General features: G+C 47.2%; 14 protein-coding genes and 1 tRNA gene. 9 read left to right on the top strand and 6 right to left on the bottom strand.

Annotated features, from left to right (window positions below):
• Nucleotides 1–56 precede the first annotated feature (56 nt).
• A complete protein-coding gene (phoU, locus tag H6629_18585; GenBank protein ID MCB9069790.1) occupies nt 57–719 on the top strand; it encodes a phosphate signaling complex protein PhoU in 663 nt (220 codons plus the stop codon).
• Here phoU and H6629_18580 read toward each other — a convergent pair.
• The 4 genes from H6629_18580 to H6629_18565 all read right to left on the bottom strand — a co-directional run bounded on the left by H6629_18580 (nt 716) and on the right by H6629_18565 (nt 6,087).
• Nucleotides 716–2,110 (bottom strand): peptidyl-prolyl cis-trans isomerase, encoded by a 1,395-nt coding sequence (locus H6629_18580; protein ID MCB9069789.1) that lies wholly within the window; start codon nt 2,108–2,110, stop codon nt 716–718. The genes phoU and H6629_18580 overlap by 4 nt on opposite strands.
• 553 nt (nt 2,111–2,663) lie before the next feature.
• On the bottom strand, nt 2,664–3,767 hold the full coding sequence (locus H6629_18575) for a DUF2911 domain-containing protein (protein MCB9069788.1): 1,104 nt from the start codon (nt 3,765–3,767) through the stop codon (nt 2,664–2,666).
• A 229-nt stretch (nt 3,768–3,996) separates the two neighbouring features.
• On the bottom strand, nt 3,997–5,082 hold the full coding sequence (locus H6629_18570; GenBank protein MCB9069787.1) for a dipeptide epimerase: 1,086 nt from the start codon (nt 5,080–5,082) through the stop codon (nt 3,997–3,999).
• A 30-nt stretch (nt 5,083–5,112) separates the two neighbouring features.
• Nucleotides 5,113–6,087, bottom strand: coding sequence for a hypothetical protein (locus H6629_18565; GenBank protein MCB9069786.1), 975 nt, complete (start codon nt 6,085–6,087; stop codon nt 5,113–5,115).
• Between the two features lie 285 nt (nt 6,088–6,372).
• Here H6629_18565 and H6629_18560 point away from each other — a divergent pair, with 285 nt between their 5' ends.
• Entirely contained in the window at nt 6,373–7,623 is a 1,251-nt protein-coding gene (locus H6629_18560) for a DUF1343 domain-containing protein (GenBank protein ID MCB9069785.1), read from the top strand.
• A 15-nt stretch (nt 7,624–7,638) separates the two neighbouring features.
• On the opposite strand, the gene H6629_18555 is transcribed toward H6629_18560, so the two are convergent.
• Nucleotides 7,639–9,687 carry a T9SS type A sorting domain-containing protein gene (locus H6629_18555; protein MCB9069784.1) on the bottom strand — a complete coding sequence of 683 codons (2,049 nt, stop codon included), beginning with the start codon at nt 9,685–9,687 and terminating at the stop codon, nt 7,639–7,641.
• A 224-nt stretch (nt 9,688–9,911) separates the two neighbouring features.
• On the opposite strand from H6629_18555, the gene H6629_18550 reads away from it, so the two are divergent.
• The 7 genes from H6629_18550 (at nt 9,912) to H6629_18520 (ending at nt 22,563) form a co-directional block, all read left to right on the top strand.
• A complete protein-coding gene (locus H6629_18550) occupies nt 9,912–10,838 on the top strand; it encodes a serine hydrolase (protein ID MCB9069783.1) in 927 nt (308 codons plus the stop codon).
• 351 nt (nt 10,839–11,189) lie between these two features.
• Entirely contained in the window at nt 11,190–14,165 is a 2,976-nt protein-coding gene (locus H6629_18545) for a xanthan lyase (GenBank protein ID MCB9069782.1), read from the top strand.
• A gap of 82 nt (nt 14,166–14,247) precedes the next feature.
• Nucleotides 14,248–15,006 (top strand): metallophosphoesterase, encoded by a 759-nt coding sequence (locus H6629_18540; protein MCB9069781.1) that lies wholly within the window; start codon nt 14,248–14,250, stop codon nt 15,004–15,006.
• Nucleotides 15,007–15,180: 174 nt separating this feature from the next.
• The gene (gene tal, locus H6629_18535) at nt 15,181–16,314 is read left to right on the top strand and encodes a transaldolase (protein ID MCB9069780.1); all 1,134 of its coding nucleotides are present in this window, start codon (nt 15,181–15,183) and stop codon (nt 16,312–16,314) included.
• 209 nt (nt 16,315–16,523) lie between these two features.
• Nucleotides 16,524–18,998, top strand: a complete 2,475-nt coding sequence (locus H6629_18530) for a glycoside hydrolase family 9 protein (protein ID MCB9069779.1) — start codon at nt 16,524–16,526, stop codon at nt 18,996–18,998.
• 156 nt (nt 18,999–19,154) lie between these two features.
• A complete protein-coding gene (locus H6629_18525) occupies nt 19,155–19,958 on the top strand; it encodes a M48 family metallopeptidase (protein ID MCB9069778.1) in 804 nt (267 codons plus the stop codon).
• A gap of 136 nt (nt 19,959–20,094) precedes the next feature.
• On the top strand, nt 20,095–22,563 hold the full coding sequence (locus H6629_18520; protein MCB9069777.1) for a SpoIIE family protein phosphatase: 2,469 nt from the start codon (nt 20,095–20,097) through the stop codon (nt 22,561–22,563).
• Between the two features lie 104 nt (nt 22,564–22,667).
• Here the strand turns inward: H6629_18520 and H6629_18515 are convergent.
• Nucleotides 22,668–22,740 (bottom strand) — tRNA-Thr (locus H6629_18515).
• Between the last annotated feature and the right edge of the window lie 30 nt (nt 22,741–22,770).

Genomic DNA, 22,770 nt, shown 5'->3' with positions numbered 1-22,770 from the left:
ACCATCTTTTTCGAAATAAAATGCTGTACTTAAACACGTTTACGGGTGAAGAGAATATGAAAGAAAAATTTCAACATTTATTAGAAAATATCAAAAAAGACCTCATTTTTTTGGCGAATGAGGTTGAGCACAGCATTCGCCAGGCAATTGTCGCGCTCGAACGCAGCGACGTAGCGCTTGCTGAGCAGGTAAAAGCCCGCGATAACGAAATCGACCGGATGGAAGTGAACATCGAAGATCAGATTTTGACGTTGCTTGCTCTGCAACAACCGGTTGCTATCGATTTGCGCTTTATCGTTGGCGGATTGAAAATGAACAACGATCTCGAACGAATCGGCGATCATGCGGTAAATATTGCCAACACGGTGATCGAATTGGGCACAACGCCGTTGGTGAGCGCCATCGGTGATATTTCTCAAATGAGTGAAATCGCCTGTAAAATGCTCCACGATGCGGTGAGTGCATTTGTGCATCAGGATTCGGATTTGGCTCGAAAAGTGTGTGCAATGGATAACGATGTGGATGAATTTTATGATCGGATTGTTGCAAATACCATTGGATCGTTGCAAAAAGATCATGATAAAATCCGGGAAGGATTTGCGATTGCCCGGGTAGTGCGGTCGCTGGAAAGGGTTGGCGATTTGTCTACCAATATCAGCGAAGATGTGGTTTTTATGAAAGAAGCAAAAATTATTCGCCACAAATTTGATGTGAGCTAAAATTTTTGGGCAAGCCCGCGTTTTTCGCTGTTTAACTCATTCAGCGAGCGTTGAATTGCCATTGAATTAAAACGAATAATAAACAATTTACGAAGCTGTTTGGTGACATCATCAACAGCTTTTTTTGTTTGTTCATCTTCTAAAATTTGGCGGATTCGCGCAAATGCCGCAGATTTTTGCATTTGTTTGAATGTGTCAAAATGCTCGCCGTAGTATCCCTGAATATCTGCATCAGTCACGCTAATTTTATCTGCGATAAACTGTTGATAATATTGTGCTTCAACAAGGCTATCCTGTAAAGATCTCATTGCTGCGTCAAAATGTTCGTGTTTGTCTAATCCGCGCAAAAGGACATCGTGAAACATCAAATCAGACTCAATTGTCATTCGTGCCAGAGCGTGTGCATCCGCAAGTTGCAGGATGGGAAAACTCGCTTCCCGAGACATTGATTCATAAAATGTGACCAGATCAGCCACTGTTTTTTGCCCGGCGTCGCTGGTGATGGCGGGTTCATCCAAAAATTTCCGCAATCGCTGAGAATTCAATTTGTAATCGCCGTTTCTGTTTTCAAATGTCCGGCAAATTTCCTGTAACACTTTATCGTTATATTTTTCGTTAAATTGCCGGTGAAGATCCTCAAAATAACTGCTCATGAATAATGCTTTTTTTATCCCGGCGAATTGCTCACTCAGGCTGTCCCGAACGCTTTCAAATGGCGGCAATTGGCGTTCGCGGGATTCCAGCAATTTGATAATAAAATATCCGTTGGCATTTTTAAAAGGTTTGGAAATCTCTCCGACAGCCAATTCGAATGCTGCCATTTCATAAATCGGATCGCGCTCGCCGATACCAAAAAATTCGTTTACCCGATAATTGTGTGCATAATTTTGCGCCAGTTGCTCAAAATTTTCGCCATTTTTTAATAGTTGATACAGCGAATCTGCCAGCGCTAATGATTGAACCCGAATATGATTCACCCGCAATTCAAGCCTGTTTTTGATATAAAACGCTGTTAATTCCTCTTCTGAAATTTCGATGTTGGCGGGGACAATCGACTGAAATAGCACGCCGTTTTTTCCGATGAGCAAATGCCGTTTCCGGTTCTGCAACATCGTTTGAACCTCGGGATTTTTTTCCAGATGTTGTTCGTATCCCGCAACCCGAAACAGCAAATCCCCAACAAATTTTTCATTCACAAATTTAATCAGCGATTGTCGCTGAACCTCTTTTTGTGTTTTGAATTCATCTGAGTTTCGATATGCCTTAATTACCGCGTCTGTTGCCAAAACCTGTCCATGAACTTCCACAAAAATATCCGGACTGGTGTCTGCACAGCCGAACACCAACACGGATGACAGTAAAAATAAATATCGTAAGTAGTTGAAAATCATCAGATAACGCCTTTATTTACCCAGCAGTTAGCTCGCTTTGTTTTTTCGAATCGGTCTAATTATAACATCGGATCAGATTGTCACAAACGAAATTTTTGGAAAATATTTCTCTTAAAGTTGTAAAAAACTATACCGAATAATTATAGCTCAGCCGAAAAGGGTATAAATTTTTGTTTCAGCTGAAATTGCGGCTTTTCTCCGTAGTAAACTCGCATTAATTGACATGAATAATTTAACAATCGAACATAACATGGAGGTTATGCTCATGTATTTTTGCCGTTCAAGGAACCACGTGTGGTCCAACAAAAGTGATGCAGAAAAATGTTGTAACGGATATAAACGAATACCGGTTTTCGGGAACAGCGTTCCGGATGATGCCGATAAAATTTATGTTGACGAAAAAACGGGTGTGCGTTACGCAAGGGTGTGGGTCAAAGAGGAAGAATTAGACAAAATCTCGAACTAATCCGATAAAAATCAATATGTTGGCGAAAAAGAACGACGCTCCGACAAATATGGAAATCGCCGGAGCATCGCTGAGGAGATGGCTAAATTAGTTCATTTGGCTGTTGATGGCATTCTGGATTCGGTTTTTTTGCCCATCCGGCGCCATTGCCATTGCTTTTTGATACAGTTTGATGGACTCAGAAGTATTGCCCTGTTGTTGATACGCTTCCGCAAGACTGTCGTAAACATTCCACGAATCTGGGTGCTTTTTAATATTCAATTTGAAAATTTCGATCGCCTGCTCTGTTTTATTATTAAATAAAAAGTTGTAACCCGCAGTATTCAAATCGGCTTCGATATCCGTATTTTTGGCTAATTCCAGGGTTTCTTTTTCAACCTTTTTCGATTCAGCCGATTTTCCGGTTTGCTCCAGCAACACAGCTTTGATCGCAAGATTTCGCACATCGCGGTTTCTGGCAACCGAATTTTCAATCCAAACCAGTCCTTCTGCCTGATTAATTTTGTTTTGGGCACAATAATTGGCAGCTTGCATCCACGCTTGCCAGTTGAACCCTGCCAAATTGGTTAATTGTTCACGATAGCTCGCCAAAACAGTCTCGTGCAAATCGATTTCCACCGTAAACGGCACTTTCAATTCCGCCCAGTGCAAATAGCCAACAGCAGAATTTTGGGATAGATTTTCGAAACCGTAATACAGCCATTCACTGAAGGGTGCGGAAACCGGTTTGGTTTTAACCCGTGCCTGATCCTGTTTTTCATCATAAAAGAAGCTGCCCCACGATGCGTTATCTTTGTTAAAAATAATTGTCCACTCGCCATTTTCGACGGGGAGCATGTGTAAACCGTATTTTCCGGCAGGTATTTGAGCGCCGTTTACGGTAACATCTGTCGAAAACGTAATGGTAGTGTTTTCGTTTGCACCTGCTCGCCAGGGGAACGGTTTGTTAAAATTGAACGGTTGACCCGGTGCCATCCCATAAGGCACCAGCCCGCCCCACACTTGCCGATTATTCACAGCCGGGCGATGATAATCGATTGTAATTTCAGTAAAACCAATTGTTTGTGAAACACTTGCGTGTGGGCTGACCCGCAGTTGAGTGAGGTTCGTTTGTGCGAAAACGGAAAACGAACCGAGCAGCATCAGCAGTGCAAGCACGCCGGCAGATCTGTTGAAACGCTGTTGCATCATAAAAACTCCCATTTAGGTTTGATGATATTTTGATACACAGGCGGTGAAATTTTCAAAATTGAATGAAATTGTTAACCAATAAAATATCGGGTAAAAACGAATCTGGTAGGCGGCTCAGATGGGGAGTAAGACGATAATTGGCTATAAAAGTTTCAAAAAAATAAAAATTTTTCGACAAAAAAGGCGGGAAAAATTCCCGCCTGATGTTCAAAGAAAATGTGATGCTGTATTACAAACGTTGAACGCCTAATCCGGGTTTATCGGAAATGGACATCATCCCGTCTTTGATGGTAAATCCACCGGAAACGATATCGCGGGCGAGATCGAGACTGCCGTCCAGATCCAGATATTTGGTTGCCGGGCTGGCGAACGCCGTATGCAACGCTGCGCTGATGCTCACAATGCTTTCATCCATGCAGCCCCACATCAGTGAAATGCCGGCAAGTCGCGCAATTTCGGCGATTTGCATTGCCGGATAAACACCGCCGCATTTCATTAATTTGATGTTGTAAATGCCGAACGGCTGCGGTTGGGCAGCCAGTTTTAACGCATCGCCGGGGGATTGAATGCTTTCGTCCGCTGCGCAAACCGCACGAACAGCTGCGTCAACTTCTTGCATCAATTCCGGTTTTTCTTTGGGAACCGGTTGCTCGATCAAATCCAATCCCAAATTTTTTGTGGCGTTGTAATATTTGGTCAATTGTGCCGGGGAATATCCCTGATTGGCATCGACGCGGATTTTCATTTTTTTGCCAACCAGCTCGAACAATTTGCTGGTGGTTTCGATATCCTGATCCACATTGATCCCGATTTTCAATTTGATAATGCGGAAACCGCGTCCCAAATATTCATCCGCTTCGGCGAGCGTTTCGTAAATATTGGGTTTGATGCCGATGGTGATCGAGGTCGGGATTTCGCGGTGCGATTGCCCCAAAAATTTTGCCAGCGGTAAATCAAAATGTTGCGCAAGTGCATCAAATAACGCAATATCGACGGCTGCGCGAGCGCCGGGTGTTTTGGGCAATTGCTCAATTTGGGTTCTGCTGATATTCACATATTCGCGGATATCTTTCCCCAACAGCAATGCTTCGGCGTGTTGCTGAAGCGCGTTCTGGCACATCTCAAACGTTTCGCCGGTGACATACGGTCCCGGTGATGCCGCCCCGATCCCGGTGATGCCGGCGCCGGTTTCGATCTGCACAAATGCGTTCTCAACAGCATCGACCGTTTTGTATGCGATGGTGTATGGTCGGGTGAGTTGCAAGTCTTCGACCCAGGTTTTTACAGATTTGATTTGATATTTCCCGTTGCTCATGGATTCCTCTAAAGCGTAAAATATGGTTGTTTATTCAAATGTCGCTTGCGATAATTTTGTGATTAGTCCGGGTGGCGGATGCATACCGGCGTCGAGCATTGCGCTTCGGGCGGCAGCGGCAGCGGGTGGCATACTTTCTGCGATGATTTGAACCGGTAACGCCGCTTTACGGAGCAATTTTTTGAACCGTTGGCTGACAATTGAGCCGTCCGACAACACGCTGCCGGCCAAAGCCATCGGATATTCGGACATTTTTGGGAGATGTTCGGTGGCATGTTTGAACAACGCCAGCAGCGATTTTGCCGCGCCATCAACAATCGTTTTGGCATCCGGTTCACCGGATTCTGCCAAATCGCAAACCAGCTTTGCGCACGATGCGACTACATTTGGCGGGTTGGCTGCAGTGTAAATGATGCTCACCAATTCTTCCGGTTGCTGTAAGTTATAAAATTCCAATAGTTTGCGTGTCAATTCGCTGATGGCGTTTCCGTCCTCCGCATCGCGGATGGATTTGCGGATTGCCCGGTTGCCGATGTCAAATCCACTGCCTTCGTCGCCGAGCAAATAGCCGCGCCCGCCGATTTGTTTGAACGCGCCATCGCTGCCACGAACAAGGCAGATCGAGCCGGTTCCCGCAGACAGCAAAATGCCGGACATATTGCCGAGCGTTGCATGATACAAAATTTCCGCATCCGTTAAAATCGAAAATTGGCGAACCCCGGCGGTGCTGATAATTTGGCGCACGTTTTCCCGCTCTTTGGCTCTGCCGGCGCCGGCGAATGCAAAAACTGCGTTACCGATCGATTCTCGGGGGATTTCTTTCAACAAAATATCCAGAATCGATTCAATAATAGCGGCGACCGCATCTGTCTTCAGCACAGCAACATTGCACGCGCCTGTCCGGCATGTCCGGAATATTGAACCGTCCGCGGTTGTCAAAACGGCTGTCGTTTTGGTGCCGCCACCGTCCACACCGATAAAAACTGGTTTTGCATCTTTCGTCATTTAATTCCAATCCTGTCAATAAATGCAGCATATAAAATGCGCAAAAACGGCTTGTGTTTTCCACCTGTAAATTAGCAAATATTGGTTGTAAAACGAATGGAAATCGCTTTTTGGGCGATAAACGCACCGATTTGAACAGTTTGGCACAGAAATCAGTTAATTAGCATTTTATTTTTCAATGCAACATTTTTAATTTCAGACAACGATAAAAATCACGAAATATCGGCACTCATCCACTTTTTTGTGCCGAAATTTTCAGATACAACATCAACGGAAGGAAAAAACATGTTGCGATTTTGTTGGATTTCCGTTTTCGCATTGGCGCTGATTTTTGGTTGCGAAAAACAGCAACCGGCGGCAACCCAAACCGTGCAAACCGGACTCGATCGCGTTGCGGAATTTACCGAGCTGTTCGCCGGAAAACGTGTTGGCATCGTCACCAACCACACCGCATACGATGCAAATAATGCGTATATCTTCGATATTATCAATAACTTACCGGATGTAACCGTAACCGCAATGTTCGGTCCGGAACACGGCATTCGCGGACAGGCGGAAGACGGTGCGCCGATTTACACCAAATCCGATCCGCTCAACGATGTTCCTATTTACAGCCTTTACGGGCAAACCCGCAAACCTACCGCAGAAATGATGGAAAATGTGGATGTGCTCGTTTTTGATATTCAGGATATCGGTGCGCGATATTACACCTACATTTACACAATGGCGTACGCGATGGAAGCCGCCGCAGAATTTGGAAAACCGTTTGTGGTGCTCGATCGCCCCAATCCGATCACCGGTTCATTGGTGGAAGGTAATATTCTGGATACGGCATTTGCCACATTTGTCGGGCGATTCCCGATGCCCGTTCGCCACGGCATGACGGTTGGCGAATTGGCAAAAATGTTCAACGGCGAAGGCTGGCTGGGCGATGGGCTGTATGCGGATTTGACCATTATTCCAATGAAAAACTGGAAACGCAACATGTGGTTCGATGAAACGGGGCAGCGGTTTATCAAGCCATCGCCGAACATGCCGTCGCTGTTGGCGGAAACCACTTATCCCGGCACCTGTTTGATCGAAGGCACCAATTTTTCCGAAGGACGCGGCACACCGACGCCGTTTGAACATATCGGTGCACCGTGGGTGAACGGAAAAGAATTGGCTGACAAGTTGAATGCACTCAAATTACGCGGCGTAACTTTCGTAGATACAACATTTACGCCGATCCCGATTCCCGGCGCTGCAACCAATCCCAAATTGCGGGATCGCGAATGCGGCGCGGTTCGGTTGAACGTGACCGACCGGAACGCGTTCCAGCCGTACCGAACGGGGATTCACATTATTAACGCCATTTACCAGCTTTATTCGGATAGCCTGGAATTTCGTGTGGCGCATTTTGACCGGCTTTGCGGCACTGACAAGATCCGGCTGGCCATCCAAAATGGCGAAGATATGAATAAACTGATCGATAGCTGGCAGGATGATCTGGAAAATTTTCTGGTGGTTCGCCAAAAATATTTGATTTACGAGTAAGTTTCTGTTTTTGAATTACCGAACCAAAACCAACTTTTTAGCGGCGGAACTATTCCCGTCGCTAAATTGGTAATAATAAATTCCTGACGGTAAATCGCGACCGTTGTTGTCCTTTCCATCCCAGATAAAATCATAAAATCCAACCACTTGTGGCGGCAAGCTTTGTGCGAAAACCTGCTGCCCGCGCACATTGAAAATCGTGACGGTGACGGCAGTTCGGCGCAAAATGCCATATCGAATGATCGTTGTACCGTTAAATGGATTCGGGAAATTTTGGGCAATTTCGAAGCCACGCGGAATGCTGGAAATATTCCCGCCATTGAAAATCAGGCGTTTGAGCACCCAATTATCAGGATCAATTTCCAGATTCGCAGGTGAAAAATCCGTTTCAAACACAAATTGTTGTTCCGGCAAACTGTCCCAAATTGTCACGGTTTGCGTTTCATTTCCGGCTGAAAGCCGCACTTGCAGCGGCATCCTATAGGGCAGATTATTCTCGTACGGCTGCGAATTCATTTGGTCGATGCGCAGCGTTGTTTGATAGGGCGCAGCATCGCCGGAAACGTCCCAATGGTAATCGTAAACCGGTCGCCCCACCCGAAACAGCCATTGTTCAAAAAACCAGGTCAGATCTTTTCCGCTGATTTGTTCGCAGGTTCGCACAAAATCGAGGGTGGTTGCGTTGCCGAATTGCCAGCGCGGATCGGTGGCGAAAGCGTTGAGCGCATCGAAAAAAACGGCATCGCCGAGCACACCACGCAGCATGTGCAGCACCCACGCGCCTTTTCGATATACCGTTGCGCTGAACATTACCGGCAGGTTGACGGTGTCGGTTACCACTACCGTTCCGCTGAACGATCCCGGATCCATGTTTCGCATTGCTGAAACATACGCGGAATCGCCGCGTGCGGATTCTTCCCAAAGCGCTTCGCAATAGCTGGCGAAACCTTCGTGCAGCCAAATATCCGGCCAATTTTTTAGCGTGATCAAATCGCCGAACCAGTGGTGTGCCAGCTCATGAGCAATTGCCCATTCGCCGGTGTGCGCGCCGTTGATGTGTCGCGCCGCCAGCGTGGTGAGCGTCTGGTGCTCCATCGATGCGCCGCTGGTCACCGACGCCATCCCGTATTTTTCGCTGAAAAACGGGTATTCGCCAAACAGCGCGGAAAACGCGCTGAGCATGTCAATCGTGGGTGCAAAATCAATTTGCGCCGCGTCCAGCAATTCGGGATAGACAAAATATTCGACGGGCATTTCCGCGCCGCCGGAAAAATAGGTGTCCGAATACCGCGTATAATCGGCAATTGCCAGCACAACCAGATATGTACTGATCGGGTATCGCGTTTTCCAAACCCATGTTTTTCTTTGATTTGGTGCAATGTCCGCGCGAACCAGCGATCCGTTGGACGCTGCCACCAGATTTTCCGGAACGGTGATGTCCAGAAAAACAGAATCGGCTTTGTCCGCCGGATCATCTTTACACGGCCACCAGGTTGGCGCACCATACGGTTCGCTGAGTGTCCAGATGCGCGGCGTTCCGTTCGATTCCGTCCAGTTGAACGAGCCGAAACCGATGCGCTGCGGATTGCCGCGATAATGCACGGTGATCGAAAATCGTTCTCCGGCGGACAACGCCTGCGGCAATTGCACAACCATCTGCTGAACCACTCGCGAAAATTGGAGCGACACACCGTTTGCCGTTACTGAATCGACAATCATGTTGTCGTATAAATCAATCGCTAAATCACGCAAATTGGCTGCTTGGCTAAATCCGTCGATTTGTACCGATCCGGCAATTTGCTGCACATCCGGACGAACATCCAATTTTAAATGATAAAATGTGACATCGTAAGGCTGTGCCAAATGGTTAATTTTTTGGGGGAAATATTTGCGTAATTCGAGATCGTGCGGTAGCGATTTATCGCCGTGAACGGTAACTTGCGCAATTGCAGCGCTGCAAAAAAACATGGCGATAGAGATCAAAAAGCCAACATTCGACGCAGTTAATTTGAGGGGATTCATCAAATCGATAGGTTTGTGACCGGATTTTTGCGAAAATTTCATCTGCGTTCAGCCGTAAGTTTTGCCCGATTTTCCCCGGAAATATACGATGCGCTGCGGCTGCCGATCAATCAAATACCGCTTTTGTATTGATTTTGGGTGCAAAGTGGCTTGATTGTTTTGCAAATAAACGGTATTTTTGCGAAAAATCGTCAGAATAAAACCGGCAAACCTGTTGCTCGCCGCCGCCGGAAATCGACGTTCAACCAGACTAATGTGGAGATAAAATGAAGTTAAAATGGCTGATACCGCTTTGCCTGCTCGCAGTGTTGATTGCGGGTGTGATTCCCAATCAGGGATCAAAAAACAGCGATTTGAAAAGCAAGCTGGAAGTGCTGGCAAAAAATTTTCACGGTGACGTGGGCATTTACGTTCGCCATCTGAAAACAGGCGAAACCATTGAAATTAATGCAGATACGTTGTTTCCCACCGCCAGTATGATCAAAGTGCCCATTTTGCTTAAGATTTTTGACAAACTGGACAAAGGGGAGTTGAATTACAAATCTGAACTGGCGTATTACGCGGATTCCATCAAATATCCGTATGACGGGCAAGTGTTGTGGTCGTTTCGCGACGGGCAAAAGCTGGCGCTGGACGCGATTGTTTCGCTGATGATCACTTACAGCGACAATCACGCCAGTTTGTGGTTGCAAAAACTGGCGACCGGCGAAGCGATTAACGAATGGCTGGATGCGCACGGATACAGCAAAACCCGGGTGAATTCCCGCACCGAAGGGCGTCGCCCGAACTGGGAAGTTTACGGTTGGGGACAAACCACGCCCCGGGAAATGGCAAGTTTATTGGTGCAGATTCGTGAAGGCAAAGCCGTTTCCAAAGCTGCCAGCGAAGAAATGTATCGGGCACTGACGCGCATTTATTGGAATGGCGAGGCGTTGTCGCAAATTCCGCCGTATGTGCAGGCGGCGTCCAAACAGGGTGCGGTTGATGCCTCACGTTCGGAAGTGGTTTTGGTAAACGCGCCGCACGGCGATTACGTATTTTGTGTGATCACCAAAAATCAGCAGGACCAAAGCTGGGATTATGATAACGAAGGCTATGCGCTGATTCGCAGCGTTTCGCGGATGCTGTGGGAAACCTTCGAGCCGGATAGCGATTGGCAGCCGAACCCCGAATCGCGGAAATTGAAAGAGTAGAAAAACGCTGTTTGTATAAATTGTTTCTATGAAAGCGTTGTCATTCCTGCGAATGCAGGAATCTTAGTTTTTATCTCAACGACCTGTTGTTCTTTTTAGTTTATGTTCAATAAAAATAGAAGTTTATCAAGTTGAAAAATTACAAATTGACCAATCAAATTGAGTGTTTTGTGAAATGGTTCTGGAATGCTAAAACCCTCTAAATCTCCCCTTGATAAGGGGAGACTTTCTTCTTTCCCCCCTTACAAAGGGGGGACAAAGGGGGGTAAAAATAAACCCGCAACACTTTTCATAAACTCAAAACTCTTTGCAACAATTGCTGCAATCAGCATTTTCGCCGGATGCGCCGGTGTGAAAATTCCTGAAAAATTCCCGTATGAAATTGCCGCGTTGAACAGTGAAACACAGCGGGTGTATCTGGCGACGCATCAGTTTCTGCGCGATGGCATCGACGGTAAATTCCCGTTTGAAGTTAGTCGCATCGCGAAAATCGATACGATTCGCTTCGACGAAAGCGCCAAAAAAATTGACATCGTGTTCAACAAAGAATTCGGTTTCATCCCGTTTCGCGAGGAAAATGTGGCGCGGATGCGCCAAACATTGCAGGCGCGATTGGGTAAAAAATTCGCTGATTTCTCGCTGAATCTTTTCGCCGAAAAATATACCATTGAACAACTGATCCCCAATTTTTATCGCGAGCAATTGCCGCCGGATGTGACGCGATTGCCAAAATCGCTGCCGGAGCAGCCGCCGGTTGTTCGCAATCTCAGCAAGCCGTTTGCAATCGAAAACGGGCTGCAAAACCGGCACATTGCGGTGTGGGGCAGTCACGGCTGGTATTTCGATGCGGCGGAAGATCGCTGGAAATGGCAGCGTGCGCGGGTGTATCAGATTGTCGAGGATTTGTTACCGACATCGTTTGTGCAGCCGTATCTGCTGCCGATGCTGGAAAATGCCGGAGCGAATGTATTCATGCCGCGCGAACGCGATTTGCAGCGCAACGAAGTAATTGTTGACGTGGCGGGTGAGGGGAGTGGTCAGATGATTTTCGCCACCGGCGATACCGTGTTGAAAGCGACGACTGCGCAGCCCGGATTTGCTATCGGCGAGCTGCCGTATTCGGATCGCGAAAACCCGTTCCGGCAGGGCAGCCATTGGCAATTTCCCGCCAGCCCAACCGAAACAGCGACGGTGCTCTGGGTGCCGGAAATCCCGGAATCCGGCGAATACGCGGTTTATGTCAGTTATCGCTCGTTGCCCAACAGTGTGGCGGATGCAAAATACACCGTGAATCATCGCGGCGGCGCGACGGAATTTTCTGTGAATCAGCAAATTGGCGGCGGCACCTGGATTTATCTCGGCACGTTTCCGTTTGAAAAAGGCATCAATCCGGATGCCGGATCCGTAACTTTGAGCAACGAAAGTGAGTCGTCAAATGGCGTTATTACGGCGGATGCGCTGCGTTTCGGCGGCGGGATTGGCATCGTTTCCCGCAACGGGAAAACCAGCGGGCGCCCGCGATATATGGAAGGGTCGCGCTATTATCTGCAAACTATGGGCATGCCGGATACGTTGGTTTACAACCTCACCGAAGATTGGCAAAATGATTACGTGGACGATTACCGGAGCAGGGGAGAGTGGGTGAATTATCTGCGCGGAGCGCCGTTTGGACCGAACAAAAATCGCATGGCAAATGGGTTGAACATCCCGATTGATGTATCGCTGGCATTCCACACGGACGCGGGCAGTACGGGCGATAGCAGCACCATTGGCACGCTGATGATTGTTGGTGTGGAGGGCGCAGATTCCACCGATTTGTTCCCGGATGGCGTTTCGCGACTGGCCAGCCGCGATTTTGGCGATGTGCTGCAAACCCAGATCGTCGATGACATTTGGCAAAATTACAACCCGCAATTCAAACGCCGCAGCATTTGGGACAAAGATTACAGCGAGGCGTTTCGCCCGAACGTTCCGGCGGCGCTGCTGGAATTGTTGTCCCACCACAATTTTGCGGATATGCAGCTTGCGCTCGATCCGCGATTCCGTTTCGATGCCAGCCGCTCGATTTATAAAGCGATGCTCAAATTTCTCGCGACCCAAAACGGGCAGGATTTTGTGGTGCAACCGCTGCCGGTCACCCATTTTTCGGCGACTTTTTCCGGCGATGGCGTCCGGCTGAGCTGGCGACCGCAAACCGATCCGCTGGAGCCGACCGCAACGCCCGAAAAATATCTGGTTTACAGGCGCATTGGCGATGGCGGATTTGACAACGGCGTGTTGGTCGAAGCACCGGAATTTTATTTGCCGAATTTGCCGTTCGGAAAAATTTACAGCTTCAAAATTGCGGCGGTGAACAGCGGCGGCGAAAGCTTTCCATCGGAAATTTTGGCGGTTTGCCGGATGGAAAACAGTCCGGCAACGGTGCTGATTGTCAACGGATTCGACCGGATTTCTGCACCGGCAGGTTTTCAAGTTCAGTATTTACAAGGGTTTGCGGATTTTTGGGATGAAGGCGTGCCGGATGTCCGGGATATTGCCACAGTCGGCAGCCAGATCGAATTTAACTCGGGTGCGCGGTTTATCAGCAACGAATCGCCGGGACGCGGTGCCAGCCACAGCAATCTGGAAACCCAGATGATCGCCGGAAATACGCACGATTTTACGATCGCCCACGGCGCAGCCATCCGCGATGCGGGCTATTCATTTGTGTCTGTAAGTGATGAAGCGATTTGGGATTCGCTGGTCAGTTTGCGCGATTATCCGGTAGTCGATTTGCTGTTGGGTGAGGAGAAAACTACGCCGGCGATGCATCCCGGGAAGCCAGCGGACTTTGAGGTGTTTCCGCAATCGCTGCGCACGAAAATTGCAGATTTTCTGCAAAATGGCGGCAGCCTGATTGTTTCCGGTGCGCATTTTGCCAGCGATTTGGTTGAGGGGAAAGAGCGCGAACACCCGGATATCGCATTCGCGAAAGATGTTCTAAAAATTCGCTGGGTGACCAATCACGCCGCGCGAAACGGCTCGGTTTCCGTCATCGATTCGACAGTTTTTCCCGGCATCAGCAATGTGCAATTCAACAGTGAATTCAGCGAAAAAATCTATCGCGTGGAAGCGCCCGATGCCTTTGCGCCAGCGGATTCGCTCGGTAAAGTGGTGATGCGCTACGCTGAAAACGGGCGTCCGGCGGCGATATTTTTTTCGGATAATTCGCGGATGTTTGCATTCGGATTTCCATTGGAAACCGTTTCAATCACCGAGCGTAAATTGTTGTTTAAACATATGTTACATCAATTGAATCCAGGGCATTTCCCGCCGTCGCAGGAATAATGTAGCGGCAATTCATGAATTGCTTTTGCGTTGAAATTTATGAATTGCCTTTGCAGAAACCGTTAACCAAACCGATCGTAACATGAAAAAAATCATCCATTTATCAGATTTACATTTAGGTTACGAAAATCTGGAAGAGCGGTTTCGCGATATGCTCGCCCGGTTGGTGTTCCACAAAACACCGGCGGAGGATTACGTTGTGGTCATCACAGGCGATCTGGTGGAAAATGGCTCCGACCCGATGCAATTCGACAAAGCCCGGTTTTACATCGATCACCTCACCGAAAACGGGTTTCCCGTACTGGTTGTGCCAGGCAATCACGATTACGGACCCGGATCGTTGGGCAATTCTGCAAACGTTGCCAAATTCAAAAAAGCGTTTTTTGGCGATGCCGAAATGATGTACCCGAAGCTGGATATTATTGAAAATATGGCATTTATCGGTCTCGATTCGATGGCGGAAGAATTGCACTGGTACGATCGTTTGTTCGCCGAAGGCGAGCTGGGAGAGGCGCAATTGCGTCGCTTACAGGATTTGTTGAATCATGATTCCGTCAATAAATGTGCCGCCACAATCATTTATTTGCACCATCACCCGTTTCATCCGCTCATGTTTCATCAATTAAAAGATACTGACAAATTTCGCGAAGTGTTGGCTGATCATCGCGTTGATGTGCTGCTGTTTGGTCACAATCACGAAGGGCAAATCTGGAACGGCGGTTGGGGCATTTCGCGTGCATACGATGGCGGCACCTCCACCGCGAAAGACGGAAAACCCTGCCCTCACCGAATTATCAACCTCGATCAATCGCCGGCATTTGATTACGACGCCAGATTTTAAAACGCAGTTTTATCGTCCGAGAATTCATTCCAACGCCTCCCAAATAACCCGACAATTTTATTTTATGTTTGAAACGAGCGGAAATATTGCCGTAAATAAAGGTATATTTTTGACTGAATCGTTGTGAGAACAAACGATTAATCTCGAAAAACATTAGCAAAAGGAGCTTCACGAATGGAAAAAATAAAAAAATTGATAGATTACGGCCAGAGCTATTGGCTGGACAACCTGTCGCGGGAAATGATCCGCAATGGCGAGCTGCGCCGCCGTGTTGAAAAAGAAGGGTTGCGCGGAATTACCTCAAATCCGGCGATTTTCAATAACGCGATATCCAACAGTAATGCGTATGATGAGCAGATTCACGAACTGTTTGCAGCGGGCAAGTCCGTCGAAGAAATTTACGAAGTGCTCGCGGTGCAGGACGTGCAGGATGCCTGCGATCTGATGCGCCCGGTTTTCGATGAATCCGACGGTCTGGATGGGTTTGTGAGCCTGGAAGTATCGCCGCATTTGGCAAATGATACCGAAGGTACGATCGCCGAAGGGCACCGGCTGTATCAGGCGGTCAACCGCCCGAATTTGATGATCAAAGTACCCGGCACCGAAGCCGGCGTTCCGGCAATCGAACAGTTGTTGTTTGATGGTGTCAACGTAAATGTAACGCTATTGTTTGCGATAGACAGTTACAACGCAGTGGCAAAAGCATATTTGCGTGCCCTGAAACGGCGTTTTGATGCGGGTAAACCGGTGAATAAAATTCGTTCGGTTGCCAGCTTTTTCCTCAGCCGGATAGATGTTTTGGTTGACAAACAGTTGGAAACCATTGTCAATTCTGCGGAAAATGCCAAAAAATCGCACAAAGCACAGCAATTGATGGGCAAAGTTGCCATTGCGAGTGCCAAGCTGGCTTATCAGGATTTCAAAAAGATATTTTCCGGCAGCGATTGGCTGGAACTGGTGGAAAAAGGCGCAGCCGTTCAGCGTCCGCTGTGGGCGAGCACCAGCACCAAAAACCCGGAATATCGCGATGTGATGTATGTTGAGCCGCTGATCGGACCGGACACGGTGAATACGTTGCCGGAACAAACCATCGAAGCATTTGCCGATCATGGCGAGCTGGTTGCCAATACCATCGAAGATGGCATTACCGAAGCGCGGCAGGCGTTGGAAGATTTGGCGGAAGTTGGCATCGATCTGGAAAAAGTGACCGATCAACTGGTGGAAGAAGGCATCCAAAAATTTGTCGATCCGTTTGTTACCCTGCTCAATTCAATCCGCGAAGAAACGGCAAAAGTGCAAATGCAATAGCAGTTGTGGCGAACATTTTGAAACATAACCGAAAACCCGGGCGATAGTCCGGGTTTTTGGTTTTTTGAGATGATCCTGTCATTCCTGCCTTCGCAGACATTTACTTTTTCTATATGAAACCGTTGTCAGAATCCAAAATAACCCCTATCTTTTTTTTGTGAATCGATAATGGGAAAACTTCGTTTGAGATCAATCGGGAAATCAAAATTATGAAACACATTACCTCGCTTTTCATTCTGGTCGTCGGGTTGGTTACAGCCGCAAACGGACAGCAAAGCTGGATCAGAATCAATCAGGTTGGCTATACGCTGGATGCCGTGAAAGTGGCTGTTTTGGGCAGCAAAGCAGAAGATCTGTCCGTTACATCGTTTGAAATTGTTGATGTGCTAACCGGAAAAACGGTGCATAAAAGCAATAAAATCAGGAGCTTCGGCGCTTACGCCAGTTTCGGAAAAATATTCCGGTTGGACTTTTCTGATTTTTCTGAAAACGGTACGTTTTTTATTCGCGCCGGAAAAGTTGAATCGCCACCGTTCCCAATCGATGAAACGGTGTATAACGGCGCGGCGGATTTCCTGCTGAAATACATGCGTCAGCAGCGCTGCGGATACAACCCGTTTTTGCGGGATTCCTGCCACACGCAGGATGGTTTTATCGTGGATTTTCCGGCGCGGGATTCGATGCACATCGACGTAACCGGCGGCTGGCACGATGCCTCGGATTATCTGCAATATGTCACCACATCGGCGAACGCAACCTATCAAATGATGTTCGCGTATCAGCAAAACCCCGCCGCTTTCGGCGATATATTCGACAAAAACGGCGATCCCGGTGCAAACGGCATCCCCGATGTTCTCGACGAAGCCAAATGGGGATTGGACTGGCTGGATAAAATGAATCCGGAAGATGGCATCATGTTCAACCAGATTGCCGACGACCGCGATCACACCAAATTTACGCTGCCGACACTCGATTCGGTGAGTTACGGAAAAGGGCGGGAACGTCCGGTCTATCTGGTTACCGGCAAGCCGCAGGGATTGGGGAAATACAAAAATCGCTCTACCGGCGTTTCGTCAACTGCCGCAAAATATGCGTCCGCGTTCGCGCTCGGCGCAGATGTGATGGCGCAATTTTATCCCGGATTTTCTCAAAAAATCACTGCAAAAGCCAAAGCCGCTTTCACATTTGCCAAATCCGATTTGGGTGTGAACCAGACTGCCAGCAACCGTGCACCCTATTTTTACGAAGAAGATAACTATGTGGATGATATGGAGTTAGCTGCTGTACAATTATTCCGGCATTCAGGGGATTCCGCATGGTTGGCCGAAGCCGTTTATTGGGGCGAACTGGAGCCGGTGACGCCGTGGATGAGCGCCAACACCGCCCGACATTACCAATGGTATCCGTTTGTGAATCTGGGGCATTTTCATGTCGCGCAGGCGGCAGACAGTTTGAATCGCGCCAAATTTATCGCATTTTTGAAACAGGGCATCGATGCAATTTACAACCGCGGACAGGAAAACGGCTTTTTGATGGGCATTCCGTTTATCTGGTGCTCGAACAATCTGGTTGCAGCAGCCTTGACACAACTCCGGATTTATCAACAACTTACGGGCGATAATCAATACGCGGAAATGGAAGCAGCACTGCGCGATTGGCTGTTCGGCTGCAATCCGTGGGGCACCAGCATGATTGTCGGTTATCCCGAAGATGGCGATACGCCGGTTGATCCGCATTCAGCGTTGACCGCCGTTTTCAATTTTGACATCGATGGCGGATTGGTTGACGGACCCGTTTACTCCTCGATTTTTAACCGGTTGCGCGGGCTGCGCATTGTGAACGGCGATGAATACGCCGAATTTCAGTCGGAACTGTGCGTTTATCACGATGATTACGGCGATTACTCCACCAACGAACCGACAATGGACGGCACCGCCAGCCTCACGTTTTATCTCTCTTCGCTGGAAAATCACGATCGATCGCCGAAAAATATACAGATGCGCCACGGTGCCATCGTTCGCGGCGATACAACCGCGAAAAAAATCCATCTGGTATTCACCGGACACGAATTTAGCGAAGGCGGCAAGCACATCCGAAACGTGCTGAAAAATAAGGGAATTCCGGCGCACTTTTTTTTCACCGGCGATTTTTATCGCAATCGTGCAAACAAAAAGCTGATCGAACAGTTGCGAAAGGACGGGCATTATCTCGGTGCGCATTCGGACAAACATTTGCTGTATGCAACTTGGGAAAACCGCGATTCGTTGCTCGTTGATAAATCGTTGTTTATTAGTGATTTAAAAAATAATTATCGCGAAATGGCAAGGTTTGGCATCACCCCAAAAGACGCCCCATTTTTCCTGCCGCCATACGAATGGTATAACAGAACCATTGCCAAATGGACCCGGGAACTGGGGCTGACGCTGATCAATTTTTCGCACGGTACGCGCTCGAATGCGGACTACACCTGGCCGGAAATGGGCGACAAATATGTGAACAGCGAGGTTATTTACCAATCCATTCTGGATTACGAACGCACATCGCCAAACGGGCTGAACGGGTTTATTTTGCTGCTGCACATCGGCACCGATCCGGCGCGAACCGATAAATTTTATCTCAAATTGGAAAATTTGATCGATGAACTCATGAGCAAAGGCTATCAATTTTCAACGATTGCCTTTTGAAAATCCGGTTGCTTTGCGAATTTCTGAATCATTTTTCGCCGCCGGTAACAGGAATAAAGATTCTGTATTTCTTTTTTGAGATACAATTCATTAAAATTAAGTATTCAAAACAATGAATTTAAGAAAATTGAAAATAACGCAATTGGAGATTTTATCATGAAAATGTTTTTCAAAATCGCTGTGCCGGTGTTGCTCTCAGCCGTTTTTTTGATGGATTGCAGCTCCGTTCCGCTAACCGGACGCCGCCAACTGGATCTGGTGCCGAGTTCAACCATGTTGTCCATGAGTTATCAACAATACGATCAATTTTTGAATGAAAACAAATTGAGCAACAATACCCAACAAGCTGAAATGGTAAAACGGGTTGGTCGCGGTATACAGGCAGCTGTTGAAAAATATATGGCAGAAAACAATTTGAGCAGCCATCTCGATGGCTATCAGTGGGAATTTAATCTGGTGGAAAGCGGCGATGTGAACGCGTGGTGCATGCCCGGCGGAAAAGTGGTGGTGTACACCGGCATTTTGCCGATCACGAAGGATGAAAACGGTTTGGCCGTTGTGATGGGGCACGAAATTGCCCACGCCATCGCCAAACACGGCAACGAGCGTATGAGCCAGGGATTGCTTACCCAGCTGGGCGGCGTGGCATTGGCGGTCGCGTTAAAAGATAAACCGCAGCAAACCCAGCAGCTGTACATGGCAGCTTTCGGCGCAGGTGCCCAGGTGGGCGTTTTGTTGCCCTTCAGCCGGTTGCAGGAAAGCGAAGCCGATCGCCTCGGGTTGATCTTTATGGCGATGGCGGGATACGATCCCAACGGCGCAGTTGCCTTTTGGCAGCGAATGGCGGATCAGGGCGGCGCAAAACCACCGGAATTTTTGAGCACCCACCCATCGGATGAAACGCGTATCCGCAAAATCAAAGAGCAGATGCCGGAAGCTTTGAAATATTATCAAAAATAGCGGTTTGATTATTTCCCGATAAACATTTGACCAATAGCATTTTCGATTGGAAATGCTATTGGTCGTCCAATTTTCTCGCACAATTTTTCATAAAATAGACTGCAGCTCGCCTTTCGATGCCTTTTGGAGGCATATCATGCAACACCGCAAATATCTGATTTGGGTAGTTTTTTTCTGTTATTTTTCAACGGTTTATGCAACGGCACAGCATCATTTCGCGACGAATCCGGTGAATGGTGATTATTTTAGGGAATGGCTGGTCATCGGTCCGTTTTTTCCGGACGATTTGGCAGCGGATTTTTTGGCCGATGTCGGCGGTGAAACGGGAGTTGCGCCCACAGCCGGCGACACTGTTTTGACTGCTAACGGAACACCCCTCATTTGGCAAAAATACCAAACCAACAGCAGTGTCATCGATTTTTTTGATACGATCGGGAAAAATGATCATGCAACCGCATATGCATATTGTTCAATTCAAAGTGAAAACAATGAAGCCGTACAAATCCAAATTGGCAGCGATGACGGTGTCTCGGTGTGGATTAACGGCGAAAATGTGCATCGGAATGCGGTTAATCGCTGGCTAACCATCGATGAAGAACAGTTTGAAGCACAGCTTTTGACCGGTGAAAATCGGTGTTTGGTAAAAATATCGCAATACATCGGCAGTTGGGGATTCTCAATGCGCGCCTCACCGGCCAGTCAACCACTACCCAACATTCCCAAATTTTACATGTCGTTAAATGATCTGGAAATCGGCTATTATTTATCCGAAGGGAAATGGAAATATCATCCGGGTGATAATATTGCATGGGCAACGCCCGATTTTGATGATACCAATTGGCAAATTGTTGATCCAAAACTTACTGAATCCGGTTTGACAGATATCGACTGGCAGGGGATTGGCTGGTTCCGGCTGCACATCGAAACGGATTCGCTGTTGATCAACAAACCGATGGGTTTGACCATTATGCAAGCCGGAGAATCACAATTCTATCTCGATGGCAAGCTGAAATATTCATTCGATGAAAACAATAATAGCTGGAATGGTGTTCCAAAACTCATCTCGCTGAACGGCGGACTGCGCCACGTAATTGCGATGCGTTATTCCAATCCGTCCGTCCAGAAATTTAAGAATGCGGGCTTCTATTCAGGATTTATCCTGCGTTTGGGAAAAATGAGCCAGATGGTCGAACAAAAAATCCAAAGTTTGGGCAACCTCACCAGATACCAGATGTTTTTAACCGCACTTCCATTTGCGATCGGTTTGCTGCATTTAATTTTGTTCCTGTTTTATCCGGCATCGAAACAAAATCTGTTTTTTGCATTCTTTTTATTTTCCTATGCCGTTGCCATATATTATGATTATCAAATTTCGTTATCGACAGATATCGGTCAGCAATTGTTCTCATTCCGAATGCACTGTGCCGCAATTCCCTTTTGGATATTGTTTCAATTGCGATTTGTATATTCGCTTTTTTATGAAAAATCGCCAAAACATTTTTGGTTTATTTTGTTGCTGGCGGTTGGTTTGAGTGCGTTTATCATTTACAAACCGAATGAGAATTTTGATTATTTTAGCATGCTTTACCTGGTGTTGTTTCTGGAACTTTACAGAGTCATCCGCATTGCTATTTTTACAAAAAAAGATGGTGCGTTGATTATTGGGTTTGCATTTCTATTTCTTGCCGTTTTCGGGATTTTGGACACACTGATGGATGCGGGTATTATTGTCGCTTTTAGGGAAATGGAAAATCCCTATGCATTTGGTTCTATTGGGTTTATCATTGCGATGTCCGTTTATTTATCGCGCGATATTGCTCGCACGAATCAAAAAATCGTTGAGCAGGAAATGGAGCAGAAACTATTGGAAATGGAAAATGACCGTCAATCAAAAGAGCTTGAGGACGCTCGCCAGCTGCAGCTTTCCATGTTGCCTAAAAAGCTGCCACAGGATCCGAATCTCGAAATTGCTGTATTTATGAAAACAGCAACAGAAGTCGGCGGCGACTATTATGATTTCAAACAACAGGATGGCGATAAGCTGACTGTAGCTATTGGCGATGCGACCGGTCACGGGCTGGGTGCCGGAACAATGGTATCGGCAACAAAAAGTTTATTTCATGCGCTCGCAGATCAACTGCCACCCGTTCAATTCCTGAAAAAAAGTTCCGAAGCGATAAAAGCAATGGGTCTGAAAAAAATGTTTATGGCGTTAACCATCGCAAAATTTGAAAATCAAAACTTGCAGATTGCGGCTGCAGGGATGCCTTTTCCACTGATTTATCGCTCAGCGACCGGAAAAGTTGAGGCGGTTGAATTGAAAGGGATGCCATTGGGCGGCTTTGTCAACTTTCCGTATAAAGAGAAAAAACTACATTTGAAAAAAGGGGATACAGTGCTGCTCATGAGCGATGGATTTGAGGAGATGTTTAATCCCCAAAATGAAATGCTCGGCGATGAAAAAGTAAAAACGCTTTTCGAAGAAACCGCTGCAAAATCGCCTGAATCAATCATTAATCATCTGAAAAAAGCCGGAGAAACCTGGGCAGCCGGAAGAGATCAGGAAGACGATGTTACATTTGTTGTCGTAAAAGTTAAACAATAGGGATAAAATTTATGTTGAGAATACAAGATATATCGGAAAATATGAATTTGGAATGGTAGAAAAGCGGAACAGTAAACATCTGTAAACGTTGCATTTAAAAACAGAGCCGGAAATCGGATTTGAACCGACGACCTACTGATTACGAATCAGTTGCTCTACCAACTGAGCTATTCCGGCTTGTTTTAATTTTGCGGGTCAAATATAAAA

This window comes from Calditrichia bacterium (assembly GCA_020634975.1).
Classification (GTDB): Bacteria; Calditrichota; Calditrichia; order RBG-13-44-9; family J075; genus JACKAQ01.
The sequence above is the reverse complement of the archived record's forward strand: the minus strand, read 5'-3'. Positions and strand labels throughout refer to the sequence as shown.